Annotated in this window: 12 protein-coding genes and 1 tRNA gene; 2 read left to right on the top strand and 11 right to left on the bottom strand. The window is 54.8% G+C overall.

Annotation, left to right across the window (positions count from 1 at the left end; genetic code table 11):
• Positions 1-120: 120 nt before the first annotated feature.
• The 8 genes from pepN to KO499_RS11085 all read right to left on the bottom strand — a co-directional run bounded on the left by pepN (position 121) and on the right by KO499_RS11085 (position 10,485).
• Positions 121-2,763, bottom strand: coding sequence for an aminopeptidase N (gene pepN, locus KO499_RS11120; protein ID WP_215983804.1), 2,643 nt, complete (start codon positions 2,761-2,763; stop codon positions 121-123).
• Between the two features lie 79 nt (positions 2,764-2,842).
• On the bottom strand, positions 2,843-3,682 hold the full coding sequence (locus KO499_RS11115; protein ID WP_215983803.1) for a DUF2797 domain-containing protein: 840 nt from the start codon (positions 3,680-3,682) through the stop codon (positions 2,843-2,845).
• The gene (locus KO499_RS11110; protein ID WP_215983802.1) at positions 3,679-3,969 is read right to left on the bottom strand and encodes a YeaC family protein; all 291 of its coding nucleotides are present in this window, start codon (positions 3,967-3,969) and stop codon (positions 3,679-3,681) included. The genes KO499_RS11115 and KO499_RS11110 overlap by 4 nt, the downstream gene beginning before the upstream one ends.
• A gap of 174 nt (positions 3,970-4,143) precedes the next feature.
• Positions 4,144-4,998: a rhomboid family intramembrane serine protease gene (locus KO499_RS11105; RefSeq protein WP_215983801.1), complete on the bottom strand. Its 855-nt coding sequence runs from the start codon at positions 4,996-4,998 to the stop codon at positions 4,144-4,146.
• Positions 4,999-5,041: 43 nt separating this feature from the next.
• The gene (locus KO499_RS11100; RefSeq protein ID WP_215983800.1) at positions 5,042-6,055 is read right to left on the bottom strand and encodes a metallophosphoesterase; all 1,014 of its coding nucleotides are present in this window, start codon (positions 6,053-6,055) and stop codon (positions 5,042-5,044) included.
• A gap of 2 nt (positions 6,056-6,057) precedes the next feature.
• Positions 6,058-6,942 (bottom strand): NAD(+) kinase, encoded by an 885-nt coding sequence (locus KO499_RS11095; RefSeq protein WP_215983799.1) that lies wholly within the window; start codon positions 6,940-6,942, stop codon positions 6,058-6,060.
• A gap of 117 nt (positions 6,943-7,059) precedes the next feature.
• Positions 7,060-8,307 carry a DNA repair protein gene (locus KO499_RS11090; RefSeq protein WP_215983798.1) on the bottom strand — a complete coding sequence of 416 codons (1,248 nt, stop codon included), beginning with the start codon at positions 8,305-8,307 and terminating at the stop codon, positions 7,060-7,062.
• Positions 8,308-8,415: 108 nt separating this feature from the next.
• Entirely contained in the window at positions 8,416-10,485 is a 2,070-nt protein-coding gene (locus KO499_RS11085; RefSeq protein WP_215983797.1) for an NADPH-dependent 2,4-dienoyl-CoA reductase, read from the bottom strand.
• A 154-nt stretch (positions 10,486-10,639) separates the two neighbouring features.
• On the opposite strand from KO499_RS11085, the gene KO499_RS11080 reads away from it, so the two are divergent.
• Positions 10,640-11,689, top strand: coding sequence for an AraC family transcriptional regulator (locus KO499_RS11080; protein WP_215983796.1), 1,050 nt, complete (start codon positions 10,640-10,642; stop codon positions 11,687-11,689).
• A gap of 302 nt (positions 11,690-11,991) precedes the next feature.
• Here KO499_RS11080 and KO499_RS11075 read toward each other — a convergent pair.
• Positions 11,992-12,068, bottom strand: a tRNA-Asp gene (locus KO499_RS11075).
• A gap of 133 nt (positions 12,069-12,201) precedes the next feature.
• Complete coding sequence (locus KO499_RS11070; protein ID WP_215983795.1) at positions 12,202-13,233, bottom strand: AraC family transcriptional regulator; 1,032 nt, start codon at positions 13,231-13,233, stop codon at positions 12,202-12,204.
• Positions 13,234-13,519: 286 nt separating this feature from the next.
• Between KO499_RS11070 and KO499_RS11065 the strand changes: the two genes are divergently transcribed.
• Positions 13,520-14,395, top strand: coding sequence for a MaoC family dehydratase (locus tag KO499_RS11065; RefSeq protein ID WP_215983794.1), 876 nt, complete (start codon positions 13,520-13,522; stop codon positions 14,393-14,395).
• Here KO499_RS11065 and KO499_RS11060 read toward each other — a convergent pair.
• Complete coding sequence (locus tag KO499_RS11060) at positions 14,392-15,969, bottom strand: response regulator (RefSeq protein WP_215983793.1); 1,578 nt, start codon at positions 15,967-15,969, stop codon at positions 14,392-14,394. The two genes, KO499_RS11065 and KO499_RS11060, sit on opposite strands and share 4 nt — an antisense overlap.
• Positions 15,970-15,998: the final 29 nt, after the last annotated feature.

Below are 15,998 nucleotides of genomic sequence, written 5' to 3'. Positions count from 1 at the left end.
CGTCTGGAAGCCTCTGCGGAGGCTTTTTTATTGTTGCCTGATGGAACTTCAGACCTTATTCCAGATTACTCGATCCCAGACTAAAGTCTATCGACCGAAAGTGCGATTTTGTATCTGAATTCAATCAGCAAGACTCTTGTGTACCACCTCATAAACATCCCTGGACAAGCCGGATTTTTCGCGAATACGTTCCAGGCCAGACTTCATCTGAGCGCTGTAAGATGGAGCAAACTTCCGCCACCGAGTCAGCGGCGTTACCAGACGCGCGGCAATCTGCGGATTACTGTCGTCCAGCCGACAGACCTGTTCAGCCAGAAAGTCGTAACCTGATCCATCCGGATTATGGAACGCGGCCAGATTCTGACCCGCAAACGCGCCGATCACAGACCGGATCTTGTTGGGATTTTTCCAGTCGAACGCCGGATGCTCCAGCAGAGCATGGATGTCCGACAACTGCCCGGCCTGGTCACTGGCCGCCTGCACGGAGAACCACTGCTCAACGACCTGAGGGTCATCACGAAAACGATCGTAAAAGTCAGCCAGTGCTTGCTGGCGATCCGACTCAAAACCGGAATTGACCAGAGCCCTTAAGGCGCCCATGCGATCCGTCATATTGTCGGCGGCGGCCAATTGCGCGACCGCCAGGGCCCGCCCTTCCTCGTCATTGATTGCCAACAACCAGGCCAGAGCAGTGTTGCAAAGGCTGCGACGGGCAATAGCCTCCGGAGTTACCTCGTAGGGACCACTACCCTGATGACGACGATAGCAAGAGAGCAGCTCGTTTTTCAGGGCACCGGCCAGATGCCGCAGCACCCTCTCACGGGCCCGATGGATCGCCGGCACATCGGCATTATCGGCCAATTCGATGAGATACGCTTCAGAGGGAAGCTGCAACATTTTTGCGACCAGGGCCTGATCAAGACCTGTGTCGGAAATCAATTTGCGATATGCGTCAACCAACCTCGGTTCGATTTCGGCATTTTCAGGGGCGCCAACCAACGACTGGATAACATCGACCGCCAGTCTCTGCCCTGCATCCCAGCGATTGAATCCGTCCGGATCATGATTCATCAGGAAGAGCAGCTGTTCACGAGTCCAGGAGTAGTGAACCCGAACCGGTGCGGAGAAGTGCCTCAACAGGGATGGAACGGGCCTGGACTCTATTCCATGAAATTCGAAGGTATGAACCGCTTCGGTGAGCTCAAGTACCCGCTCCGTCGGCGCGTTTGCCTGACCCGACTCAAGCTGAAGAGCCAGAGGCAGTCCATCTGGTCCCAGAAGACCAAGTGCAAACGGAATGTGCTGGGGCTTTTTATTGGTCTGCCCAGGGCTATCGGGAATGCTTTGTTCGATGGTCAGCCTGTACACACCGGCTCCCGCATCAAAATCATCCGACACGCTCAAAACCGGTGTTCCAGCCTGCTCATACCAAAGGCGGAATTGGGTCAGATCACGACCGGAAGCATCTTCCATAGCTTTCACAAAGTCATCGGTTGTTACAGCCTGGCCATCGTGACGCTCAAAATACAAATCACTGCCTTTACGGAACATGTCCGGCCCTAACAGGGTATGGATCATGCGTACAACTTCCGCCCCTTTTTCATAAATGGTCAGGGTGTAGAAATTGGAGATTTCCATATACGAGGCCGGCCGCACCGGATGCGCCATGGGCCCTCCGTCTTCCGCAAACTGAGCGGTACGCAGCAACGTCACATCCTCAATCCGCTTCACCGTCGGCGACCCCATGTCGGCCGAGAACTGGGAATCCCGAAATACGGTAAAGCCTTCTTTCAGGCTGAGCTGGAACCAGTCACGACAGGTGACCCGGTTACCCGACCAGTTATGAAAGTACTCGTGGGCAACGATGGCTTCAATACGCTGGAACGCCAGATCCGTAGCGGTTTCCTGGCTGGCCAGCACACAAGAGGAGTTAAAGATATTGAGCCCCTTGTTTTCCATCGCCCCCATGTTGAAGTCATCGACCGCCACAATCATGAAGATATCGAGGTCGTACTCACGACCATAGACTTCTTCATCCCAGCGCATAGACCGCTTCAGGGAGTCCATGGCATGTTCGCACTTCTCGGCATTGCGGGGCTCAACGTACATGCGCAGGTCGATATCCCGGCCCGAGCAAGTCGAAAACGTATCCCTTTTTTCTACCAGATCCCCGGCCACCAGGGCAAAGAGATAGCAGGGCTTGGGAAACGGATCCTCCCAGGTGACAAAATGCCGGCCGTTTTCCAGCTCCCCTTTTTCAACATCATTACCATTGGAAAGAAGAATCGGATAGTCCGCCTTGCTGGCTTCAATGCGAGTACGAAAACGGGCCATTACATCCGGACGATCCGGGAAAAAGGTGATGCTGCGAAATCCCTCAGCCTCACACTGCGTGCAGAACATACCGGAGGATTTATACAACCCTTCCAGGCGGGTATTGTTCTGAGGTTCTATCCAGGTCACCACAGTCAGCGTGAACTGGTCAGGCACAGAGCCGACCACCAACTGCTCACCCCGGTCCTCGTATTCGCTCGCAGCCAACTCCACATCATCCAACGCGACGGATTCCAGCGTCAGACGATCACCATCCAGCGCCAGCGGGGCTGCCACCTCATCGGATTCGGGATTACGACGAAGCCCGAGCTTACTATGCACCCGGGCTCCGTCTTCAAAAAGCTCGAACCTCAAGTCTACGGTGTCGACCAGATATGCAGGTACCTTGTAATCGCTAAGGTAAATGGTCTGAGGCTGGCTGGTGCGCATTGGTTTTCTCCAGAGTCGCGGCCCCCGGTGCTGACACATCAACCCCGAAGGCATGAAAAGAGTGCCGGGTAAGGCGTTATCAGCCTTCTATGACCCGGAAACGGACTTCATAACCGGTGTACTTCCGAATATTGATCACACCGGTATTCAGAATGAGATATTGCCCCTTGATCCCCTCGAGAACTCCTTCCACTTCCGGCAATTTATCGAGGTTATGGGTCTTGATCTTGGCTGGCCAGACCTGCACAGGGTAGCTCAGGCCAAGCCCTTGCTCGTCAACTTCACGGATCGCCTCCTCGCCGTGGCTCTGCCTGAGCCGTTCAAGGTCGTCTGCGATCAAACCAAGTACTCGACGACGCTCATCCGTCAGATCCAGTTCGGGAACATCTCCCTTGAGCATCGCCCGCCAGTTGGTCCGGTCAGCAACATGAGCCTTACAGGCCACTTCCACCAGCCCGGCAATATATCGGGTTGCAACCCGCACCATTGGTATTGCGTCCACTGCCCCCTGGTCGATCCAGCGCGTAGGCACCTGGGATCCACGGGTAATGCCGACCTTGAGACCTGACGAATTGGCCAGATACACCACATGCTCTACCATGCAGTGGGTCTCGCCCCACTCCGGCTCTCGACAAGTGCCAAGATGATAGTGGCACTTTTCCGGGCTCATGATGCAACTGTCGCAGGCCGCAAGTTTACGGAAACAGGGATAACAGAAGCCCTGATTGAAACTTTTATTGGTCTTCCGGTCACAGTTGATGCATCGGATCACGCCATCGAAATCCAGCCGCAGCGACTTACCAATCAAGTCGTTCATCGGAATTCGGGCATCACCAACGGCAATGGTATAGGCCACCGGATCGCCTGCCTCTGCCGGCATTTTCCGGAGCCGGCCGGTTACGTCAATCAGCTCACTCAAGATTTGACCTCGACATACTGATCGGGATCCACATCGCCGTTAGCCTGCCTGCGCTGGACAGAGGGGTCACAGGCAGTTCCGGCCTTGACGCCCCTGTCGAGATAGCCGGTACGCTCCTCTTCAGGAATGTTGTGGAGATTTTCGTAATAGATCACCGCCTCGAGGCTGATTTCACGCTGCTCGGGCGTCAGCTTGCGACCATCAGGCCATTTGCCGAGCTCAATTGACTGCCGGAGGCTCCGGTACACATTAGGATCCAGTCGCTCGATCAGTTCTTCGTATGTCATCCCGCTCTCCTGAAATAATGTTCATTAAAAATGTGGAGGAACCGTTTGACAGAATCAAACGATAATGATTATCATTACCTCACCAAATGACGACGGTCGTATCATTTGGTCTCTCTCATCAGGAGCTTAAAGCTCTTTTAATGCCCCGCCTCTGGCGGGGCTTTTTTATGTGCCTCACCTGCCTTTTACGGGCAAAACAAAAGCAAGGGCCAGTCCGGCAACAAAGCCTCCCAGATGCGCCTCGTTGGCCATGCGCCCAAGCCCGAGCATTTCCGGAAGCGGCGTAAACCCGATCACCATCCATACAACCGCAAAGGTAACCAGCGCAGGCGGAAACTGGAACCTCGGCACAGATCGCTGGCTAAGCCAGCAATAGCCCAGAATTCCATAGACCACTCCGGATAGCCCACCGAACAGAGGACCGGAAACAAAATACTGCAAGCCGTTAGAGATCAGACTTGTTACCACAAACAACGCAACCAACCGGGCCCGGCCGTCGAACCACTCTATCTGACTACCAAGAAACCAGAGCATGACAGAATTGAAAATTATATGGGTCCAGCTGAAATGCAGGAAATCCGGTGTCACCAGCCGCCAGATCTGACCACCCAAGAGAGTTGAAGTCAGAGCCTCAAGACGGTCAGCCAGGGTGAACCAATCGTAATCACGCGGATCAATCATCATCAGGCTGGCCGCCACTTCGTTCTGTCCCATGGCGGTAAGCCAGACCATCACAACCGCAAATACGATGATACCAAGCACCAGAGGCGCATGACGTGGTGAAGGCTGCCAGCGCCCCCCGACAAACACCGGCGAACGGTTCTGTTGATCCACGGCAGCCCTGAGCTCGGGCTCCGTAATGAAACGGTCCAGGGCTGCAAGCACAGGCTCTGCGTGAGCTGGATCCTCCAGCCAGAGCACCTGAAAACCACCTTCCTCGGTAATGCGATGAGCAACACCCTGCCCGTTCAACCACTGGCTAAAGCCCGCCAGGTTTACCGTGGCATCTAACTGCTTTACTCGATACACCGCTTACCATGCCTCCAGAAGTGATTCAGCCGTCTTGCACGCTTTAACGCGCAACGCTGTCTTCGGTATGGGGATAGCCCGGCTGCTCCGGCCGTTCCACATCTACCCAGACAAACTTGTCCCGGGAAAGTGCCCTCTCGCCATCCATTCTATAAGCCACCAGCCGACCGTACTTCACCGCGCTGTAGTCTATGCAGGCAACGTTGGACCTCAGTGGCGCTGGCTCCCCCTCCATCCAGTAATGCCCGACAAACACCGGCGGCGCATCCAGAGGATAGCTGATCAGCTGCTTCCGCTCTTCTGTCGTCAATACCCGTCTTGCCACTTCTGGTGGCAAAGGGTCTGGCTGGAACACAACGTCTGCATAGGTATGAGGATTATCAGCCCAGAATTTGGTACGGAAAAACTCACGAACATAGCCGTCACGACCGCTAATAGCCATCCCCTCCGGCAATCTGAGATCCGTGCCCCTCAGCAGGGTATCCATGACCTGCCCCGCGAAGGATTCGATAGCAGCAGAGGCGTGCAGAAAATCCTCGTCGATGCAGGCGCCGCCCTGTACCCGCTTGAATTTTTCGATCAGATCCCCGTCCCAACAGGCGTGAACAACCCGGAAATCCTCGTCATCGATAAACAGCGGTATGGTATAGAACCATTCGAGGAACTCGTTCCACTCATACGGATACGCCTCGAACTGATCGAGTGTCTCCCGGATCAGGCGGTCGTGACGGGCGTTGTGTTCACGCAAAAAGGTTTTGCCACTGCCCGGGCGGGCCCGCGTGCAATAGCCAAGGGCATTGTACTCATGATTGCCCATAACAATGCGGGCCGAACCATGCTCCACCATATCCCTGACAAGGTGAAGAGACTCACGAATGCGGGGACCCCGATCAATGATATCGCCAATAAAAATCGCCTGACGACGAGGATGCTGATAGATCCCATTAACCTTGCGATACCCCATCTGGTCCAGCAATCTGACCAACGTGAGGGCACAACCATGAATATCACCAATGATGTCGTAACCGCGATGAGCGGTCGATTTTGTTCCAGCCATGATTAACTCGCTGATATTTCACTGGCCCAGCCAAGCTTGTCACGGCAGGTGGCGTAGAAATTATGGTCGGTGGGATGAATCAACCGGATCTTGAACGGTTTCTTCGTGATTCGAATGATATCACCCGGTGCACAGGCGATGTTCATCTGACCGTCAAAGCTGATTTGCGGATAGGTTTCATTGGTCTCTCCGATCACCAGTTTAATCTCACTCTTGCCATCGACAACGATCGGCCGGCTGCTCAGAGTGTGGGGAAACATCGGTACCAGAACAATGGCATCCAGCTTCGGATGCATGATCGGGCCTCCAGCGGACAGCGAATAGGCGGTGGAGCCCGTCGGCGTTGAAACAATAAGGCCGTCTGAGCGCTGACTGTAGACAAAATGACCATCAATAAACAGATCAAAGCCGATCATCCGGGTAGATCTACCAGGATGCAGCACCACATCATTCAGGGCCGTGCCGAACCCCAGAGGCTGCCCGTTGCGCTCGACATTACCGTCCAGCAAAAACCGGGTCTCTTCCATGTATTCGCCTTCAAGCACCTTGCCGAGGCGATCCTCAAGGTCGGAAGGGGAAATGTCGGTCAGAAAGCCCAGACGGCCACGGTTCACCCCAAGCAGGGGAATCTTGGACTTCGCCAACTCGCGAGCAGCACCCAGAAGACTGCCATCACCGCCGACCACAATGACCAGATCACAAATTTCGCCAAGAAGTTTCTTGCTTGCCACCTGCAGGCCGTGCCCGGGCAACATGCTGGCCGTGTCTTCCTCAAGAATGACGTGATAATTGTTTGCGATCAGGTATTGCTTGAGCTGGCGTAGTGATTCAACCACTTTCACGCTGCCCATTCGGCCAATCACACCAATGTTCCTGAAATGATCCATGAAGCTTCCTGTGGTGTCGGGATGCGGCGGGGACCAACGCAAGCGTTACCCCGGTGACAATCTGGCGTACAGTTTAACGAAAGTCACCCGGATTCTGAAAAAAGTTAGGAATCCACCCTAGCTCTGGTGTTTCTCGCACCGGTCATCGATGCCAGACCGGAACTCCGCTGGCTGACTAACCCGAAGAATCGGCTCACCACAACACTTTCCGTTTTCGTCGGTATGAGAGCAGACAGGATTCTCATAATGTTCGAGCCATTCCAGATAGGCGGGCTCATTCATACCACAGCGTTCTGCGGCATAGGCAGTGGGGTTACTAAAGTATGTTTCAACGTCTTTGAATGGCAACGTCACATGACCCGCACCGGGCTGATAGGCCACCAGGAACACCGTCTGACGCTTCAGATGATCCAATATGGAGCCTTCGGGCGGTTCGCGGTTGCGCAGTTCATGGTTTTCCTCCTCAAGAGCGACGATTTTCTCGTCTCTCAACTCCAGCTCTCGCTGGCGCCGCTCCAACTGCTCCCTGAGCAACAATAATTCCGCACCCGCGTTTGAATCTTCCCGTTGCTTTTTTTCACCATCGGCAGCTATCTGCTCCTGCATGGCAAGATATTGTTCGTTTCGTTCCGACAGGCGTTTTTTAAGCTGATCGTTACTCAGACGTTGTCGTTCGTATTTCTGTTCGAGATCGGCAAAATCACTCCGCAGCCCCTGAATCTCCAGGCGATGCTCACGCTGCATATCCGACAAGGCATCACGGTGAACACTCTGGAGGGTTTTGATTCGTAGACGCTGCTCCCGGATCAACTGCGCCAGGCGAGAACGATCTGCCGCTGCTCCGGACTCCTCCCGACCATTCGTATCCTCAGCCTGATCACTGAGAATCGGGATATTTTCTTCCTGGGCCGATTCCAGTTTCCGGAATTTGAGACTGTTGGCCGCGACAACTTTGCGGATTATCTGGAAATGATTGTTCCCGGGTGTCATGTCCGGGTCCCACAGATCCTCCTTGAACTTGGGATCAGGGCATTGGCTCCTGCAAACCAGTCGGATCGCGCCACCACCCATATTTGGCCCTTTGGCGCCTCGCCTGGCCAGATCTTCAATCGGCAAGTTCCAGTGACTATCGGCACGGCCCTCCTCGTCAAACCAGATCCGGAAGAAAACCAGAGCCTGAACCAGAAGATCGCCACTCAGCTCAACCAGCACAGCCCTGACATCGGTTCCGGCGAGATCTGAAAGCCCTACATAGCCATCCAGGAAGGCCCCGAATTCAGTGGCCCGCATCTCGCGGGCCACCCGATTCCCTTCCAGAAAGAACACCGCCGAATATCCATCGGTTGCCTGGTCGGCAGACACCATTGCACGCTCTCCAAAATCATCGACTCGACAGTACCAAGGCTATTAGTCTAGCCAGACAATCGTTTCTGCACATGGAAAAACTGCAATGTTTTGTGATCGTGTTTACGCTTACAGTTCTGCCGCCAGGCGACTACCCTGATTGATCGCTCGTTTGGCATCCAGCTCTGCCGCCACATCCGAACCACCAATCAGATGAACAGGAATTCCGGCTGCCTCAAGATTGCCTTGCAGCTCACGCAGTGGCTCCTGCCCCGCACAGATGATGATGGTATCCACTGGCAGCACGCGGTCCTCGCCCTGCTCTGCCCCTTTAGGCGTGACCGTTATGTGCAGTCCCTCATCATCGATTCGACGATAAGTCACGCCCGGAACCATCTGAACCTGACGATTTTTCAGGGAGGTGCGGTGAATCCAGCCTGTGGTCTTGCCCAGGTTCTTTCCGACCTTCGACGCTTTGCGCTGAAGCAAATAGACTTCACGGGCCGGCTCCGGCACCTCTGGCTCAACGCCCTGAATTCCACCCCGGTGCTCAACACTCAGATCCACTCCCCATTCACGCATGAAGTGGTCGGTATCCAAGGCAGCGGACGTGCCCTTGTGGACGATAAATTCAGAGACGTCGAAACCAATGCCCCCGGCACCGATCACCGCCACTTTCTGACCAACCGGTTTGCGTTCCAGCAGGGCGTCCAGGTATCCGATTACTTTGGGGTGATCAATCCCTTCGATCTCAGGGGTGCGAGGTTTGACGCCGGTCGCAAGGATCACCTCATCAAAGCCTTCGGCCTTTAGATCGTCAGCGCTGACCCGCGTGTTCAAGCGCACGTCTACCTGATGCTTATCGAGCATTACGCGGAAATAGCGCAACGTTTCATAAAACTCTTCCTTACCAGGAATCAACTTGGCGACGTTGAACTGGCCACCAATCTCGCTGCCGGCATCAAACAGGGTGACCTTATGCCCCCGCTCTGCAGCCACCGAAGCAAACGCCAGACCCGCGGGGCCGGCACCGACGACGGCGATGGATTTGGGCTCAGCCGTTTTCACATAGGTCAGTTCCGTCTCGTGACAGGCCCGGGGATTGACCAGGCAGGACGTCAGCTTGCCGCCGAAGGTGTGATCAAGACATGCCTGGTTACAGCCGATACAGGTATTGATCTCATCAGCACGATCCTCCGCTGCCTTCAGAACCAGGTCGGCATCCGCCAGGAAGGGGCGAGCCATCGACACCATATCGGCGTCACCTTCTGCCAGAATTTTCTCGGCCACATCCGGCATGTTGATCCGGTTGGTAGTAACCAGAGGAATGCTGACCTCCCCTTTCAGTCTGGCCGTTACCTTGGTAAACGCCCCACGGGGAACCGAGGTGGCAATCGTTGGTACCCGGGCTTCGTGCCAGCCGATGCCGGTATTGATAATCGTTGCACCTGCCTTTTCGATTTCTTTGGCCAGATGCACAACCTCATCCCAGGTGCTGCCATCTTCGATCAGATCCAGCATGGACAATCGATAAATCAGGATAAAGTTCTCGCCCACCCGCTCACGAACACGGCGCACAATCTCAATGGGAAGACGAATACGGTTTTCGTAACTGCCCCCCCAGCCGTCGGTTCGCTGATTGGTATGGGAAACAATGAACTGATTGATGAAATATCCTTCCGACCCCATGATCTCAACGCCATCATAACCGGCGCGCTGCGCCAGCGCGGAGCAATCCGCATAGTCCTGAATCTGCTTTTCGATGCCGGCGTCATCCAGCTCCCTGGGCTTGAACGGGTTGATGGGCGCCTGTATCGCTGAGGGCGCAACAAGTTCCGGAGAATAGGCATAACGACCGGCATGAAGGATCTGCATACAGATTTTGCCATCCGCTTCGTGCACCGCGTCGGTGATAATCCTGTGCTTGTCAGACTCTTCTTCGGTGGTCATTTTGGCGGCGTGCTGGAATACCCCGCCTTCAACGTTCGGAGCAATACCACCGGTAACAATCAGACCAGCGCCGCCACGGGCACGCTCTGCATAGAATGCGGCCAGACGCTCAAATCCATTTTTAGCTTCTTCCAGGCCGGTATGCATGGAACCCATCAGCGTGCGGTTACGCAGCCTGGTAAAACCAAGGTCCAGTGGCTCAAGAAGGTTCGGATAGTTTGCAACGCCTGGAGTTGTGCTCGCAGTCATGTTCGGTCTCCTCATCGTGATCTACGGCGGGACGCCCCAAACTGCGAGGGCCCCGTTCATTGTTGGGCCTTAAACTACTCGCGGTTCTTGCCATCGACAATATCCCAGAATAACATTCTGTTATCTTGGGATAACATGTCAGACAAAAGCTTCGATGATCGAACAGAGACCCGCCCCGCGGGAAAGCCGGAACTCACTGGGAGACATCAGCGTTCTATATGTTTCCGCGCTCATGCGTGCGGCACAAGCCGAGGGCGCCAACAGCTCAGAACTCGCCTCCCGTTTTCAACTTGACCACCAGACACTGACATCTCCGGAAGCGCGGATCAGCATTCCACGGTTTATGCGTCTGGGGCATGCGGCGATCAATCAGACCGGAAACCGGGCTTTGGGACTGAGGATGGGGGCATTATCACGCCCTGTCGATGCCGGTATCGCGGGCCTGGCCGGAGAAACCGCCGATACCGCCGGCGCCGCGATCACCACTCTGATTCGTTACGCGCTACTGACCAGCCGAAATAGCCGCGGCGTTCCGATAGTCAGGCCGGAGAGCCGGCAGGCGTTGTTTTATTCAATACGCCCTTACAACGATTTCAACTATTTTGTGGTGGATTCCGTCCTTGCGGCCTGGACTCAGTTTCTGCGCACTATCACTGGCCGATATAATGTTCTGGAACGAGTCACGATCGAATACCGGTCTACTGGCCAGGACGAGTTATTCGAACGCTGGTTTCGCTGTCCGGTGCAGTTCGGAGCAGAAAAAAACAGCCTCACTGTGCGACAGGATATCTGGGAGAGTGGTAATCAGCAGGCCCAGCCGGCCATGCATGAAAAACTTTCAGAGCTCTGCGAGCAGGAACTGCAACAAATCCGACGAGGATGCACGACAGGAGACAGGGTAAGAAACCTTCTCACACCTTTGTTCCGGGGGGAGACTCCGAGCCTGGAAACGATTGCGATGAAAATGGGGGTGGCACCGTGGACACTTCAGAGACAGCTGGCTGCCGAGGGGACAAAATTCAGAGAACTGATGGATGAAACGCGCAAGCAGTTGGCTCGGGACTATATTCGTGAAACGGATACATCACTGGCGGAAATTGCCTGGCTTCTGGGATTTGCCAATCCTGCAGCTTTTCACAAAGCCTATCGGCGGTGGTTCAGTCTGAGCCCTGGGGAACACAGGAAGCAAATCAGGCTCCTCTGATAGCGGAACAGGTTCTTTTCAACTTTACCCGGTACCTGTCCTGGGCGCCCGTTAGAGTTCCATGGCATCGTCCCAGCCAGTATCGTCTTCGTATTCTTCGAACTGACTCTCAATTCGCTCTTCTTCATAATCCTGCATCATAACCATCCTGTTCCTCGACTTTCCGGAGCAGACTAGAACATCGAAATGACAGAATGATGACAAGCAGTCCGACCCTGGCGACCGAAAAGAGGAATCAGAAATTCTGGAGCACATCAGAGAAAACGGAGGTAAACAGAAAAGAATCAATCGAAGGATAAAAATGGCGGAGCGGACGGGACTCGAACCCGCGACCCCCGGCGTGACAGGCCGGTATTCTAACCAACTGAACTACCGCTCCGCGCGGGTTATCACCATTAGCTTTTCAAGCTCTGCAATCAGTGTCATGACTGCGCTGTGACAACGAGGGCGAATTATATAGACGCACTCAGCTATGTCAACGCTTTTTCTGAAAAAAATCAGAAAGGCCTCTGTTACATCGCCTCAACCATAGCGTTTTTGCCCTGAGCCGTTTTCCGATATCCGATGGGCGTCATCCCGGACCAGCGCTTGAAGGCGCGATAGAACGTACTGGGCTCAGAAAAGCCGGTGAGATAAACAATCTCATCAATGGATTCATCAGTTGTTGCCAATAGCCGACGAGCCAGACGATAGCGAAAGTCTGCAAGCACCTGGTTAAAGCTGGTATCGGCCTCACTCAACCGCGTACGCAGAGTTCTGGGCCTGATGCCAAGACGCTCGGCCACCGCATCCAGGGAACTCCCTCCGCTATCCAGCAGCTCTGCCACCACCCTCTCCACCTGGCCCACGATATCTTTCTTCTCCAGCCGGGCTACCTGCGCAATGGCAAACCGTTCGTGCAGATCCAGGAGCTCCGGTTCCGCATGCGGAGAGGCGTGGGACAGGAGCTTGACGGGAAAATAGAGGCGACTTTCCGGCGCGCCAAAGGTGACGTCGCACCCGAATACCTCACGCACATGATCCTGCCCCTCATTCCGCTCGTGCTCGAACTCAATACAAGAGGGGTGGAAATGACTATCGGTAATTGAGCGGAAGAAGGTAATCAATCCCAGCACGAAACATTCGTTGAAGTGCTTCAGCCGGCGAACATCATCAGACGCCGTATCCAGAACCATACAGGCATGATCACCCTCAATGAAGAAACCGGTATTCGCCGCGTCACTCAACAGGCGCTGATAGTTCTGCGCCCGCCGCAGGCCCTCACCGAAGGTAGGACTGCTCAGAAAGAGGTATTCCAGCACCTGACCATTGTAGGCAGGCAACAGCTGCCCCAGATGCAGCCCCACATCTGGATCTCCGGAAACGTCCTCGACGGCCTGCCAAAAAAAAATCTGGGCACTGTGGGGTGTTCGGAGTTGCTCGGTATAGACATAGTTTTCATCGACGCCCAGACGACTGAAAATGGCACCGGTATCGATTCCCTTCTTCTTCATCGCCTCATAAATCAGGCGCAACATCAGTCCCGAGTCACGAAGTTCCTGCATAAAATCCCATTTTTATATTTTTCGATGACCCCGTGGGCCGGCAGGTCCGGCGCCAGAAAACTCCAGGCCAGTGCCGGATCCGGCGGGGGTTGCCAGACTTCAGAGGTTTGTCAGACTCATAACGCCTATAAACCATCCCTTATTAGACATTAGTCTTATATTGAAGCATATCAGTCCACAGGCATCGAGTCGTACCAGATTGCAAAAAAATGCCTACCCTTTACGTCACAGCTTTCAAATCAGGCGGTGCCTGAGTGAACCCTACGGGCCCTGAAGGAGAAGACCAATGCCAGAGAACCTCGTTTACCACAACTCTGCACCCGCCTTGCTCCCAATGTACATCAGAACGCTACGGCGAAAACAAAAGCCTAAGGGTGGGCCCATCAGCATCCCGAACCTCTCCGGTAGCCTTTTAGGCGTCAGCACCGCAGGCAACAATCTGAAGCGCTACCAAGAGGTGTGCGGCTTCCTGGCTCACAGCCACCTGCCCGTCACCTGGCCTCACGTTCTGGCCTTTCCTTTACACCTGAAACTTCTGACCGAGAAGAGGTTTCCCTTGCCACTGCTTGGCCTGGTGCACCTGAGAAACACAATTACCCAGCACCGCGCAATCGGCATCGGGGAAAACCTGGATTTTTGCGTACGCCTGGGAAATACCGAGGAAAGTGGCCGGGGCCTGGAGTTTACTCTGATCACTGAGGCCCGTTCGGCCGGCAAACGGGTTTGGGAAGAGGCAAGTACAATGTTGTTTCGTCAATCAAAGGCAGAAAACAGCCCTGCGGAACCCAAAACACCACCTGAGCTGACGCACTATCCAAATACAGAGAAGCTGGAAGCACCCGAGTCCATTGGGCGACGATATGCCCGGCTTTCAGGTGACAGCAACCCTATCCACATCCACGCCCTTAGCGCCAAAGCATTCGGTTTCCCAAGAGCAATCGCCCACGGCATGTGGACGCACGCCCATGCGCTTGCGCTACTGGAGCAACAAGCGAGCTGGAAAGGCGGGGCTTTGCGGATTAGTTGCAACTTCAAAAAGCCGCTGTATTTACCCGGATCAGCCCAGTTGAACTGGCTGACGGGGGACAAGCGCTGGGACTATCAGGTACTTAATGCCAACGGCAGTGCCCCCCACCTGATCGGGCGAATCGATTGGCTCTAGGGGGATTCACTATCCTGTGCGCAGGGCGAACCATGAGCGCCGGCAACGGGCAGGGTAAAGTAGAAACAGGCGCCACCATCCTCCGGGCGCTCAAATCCAATGTCACCGCCCTGGGCCTGGATCAGGGAGCGGCAGGTTGATAGGCCTATCCCCATCCCCTCATCCTTGGTTGTGAAGAACGGCAGGAACAGCTTCTCCTCAGCATCGTCGGACAAGCCGACACCATGGTCGCGCACCTGAATTCGTACACAGGTTCCATTGTGCAGACTGGCCGTCACTTCTACCGGAGCTTCCGAATCAATGCTGCTCGTAGCTTCCAGAGCATTACGTATCAGGTTCAGTGCGACCTGTTGTACCTGGATCGGATCCGCAAGAACGTCCGGTATATCTCCGAGAACCGAAACTTCAATGGCACCTTTGTTGTTGCGCATATCCACCTCCGCGAACTGCCGGGTATCTTCCAGCAACGCAGAAACTGACAATACTTCCTTGCCAGTGGCCGGCTTTTTCATGAACCGGCGGATCCGGCGGATAATCTCACTGGCACGGTGGGACTGGGCTTCGATCTTATCCAGGGTCTGCTGAAGCAGATCCACATCCAGGCTCGGCTTTGACATCATCCGCTTGGCGACACGGGCGTAATTCGTGATAGCGGTCAGAGGCTGATTTACCTCGTGAGCAACGCCGGCAGCCATTTCCCCCATGGTGGTCAGGCGGGATGTGTGGGCAAGCTGGTCACGCTGCTCCTGAACCAATTGCCGGGCGTCTTCAAGCGCCTTTTCGTTATCCAGCTCCGCGGTAATATCCCTGAACACTACAACAGCGCCATGCAACTCATCGGAATCCAGCTTGGGCGTCGAACGATACTCTGCCGGGAACCCTGTTTCGTCCGCCCGCATCATCCGGATATCTCTCTGGCTCTCTGCCTGACCCTGCCGACACGTAGCCTTTACCGGCAGGCTGTCCGGATTGTCTCCGGCCGTGGCGAAATGAGTTTCAAAAAAATTACGACCTATCAGCTCTTCCACAGGACAGCCAACGATCGATGCCGCCGCAGGGTTGGCAAATTCAATAATGCCGTTCTCGTCGAGACCGTAGATGCCTTCACTGATGGAGTTGAGAATCCGTGCCTGATCACTCTGCAACTCGCGATTACGGGCATGCAGCTCCCGCTCGAGACGAATGACACTTGCATGGGTTTTTACCCTGGCGATTACTTCCTGGGACTGGAAGGGCTTGGAGATGTAGTCGGCTCCCCCAAGGGAGAAACCTTTCACCTTCGCTTGCAGGTCATCCAGAGCAGACAGGAAAACAACAGCACAATCCGCCGTCTGAGGATCCGCTTTGAGGCGCTCACACACTTCATAGCCATCCATCTCCGGCATCATGATATCGAGGAGAATCACTTCGGGCTGATGGCGATGGGCAAGGTCGAGGGCCTTGTCGCCTTCATTGGCAATGAGCAGCCGGTAACCTTTGTCTTTCAGGGTCTCATAGAGGACTTTGAGGTTCTGCGGATTATCATCCACAAGCAGAACCGTCACCTCCGAGTTCTCGCTGACAGCTTCAGTCATAAATGTCGGGCCGGTTAATAACGTAGCCT

This window comes from Marinobacter sp. F3R08 (genome assembly GCF_018860425.1).
Lineage (GTDB): Bacteria > Pseudomonadota > Gammaproteobacteria > Pseudomonadales > Oleiphilaceae > Marinobacter.
This window is presented reverse-complemented; position numbering and strand designations above follow the sequence as displayed.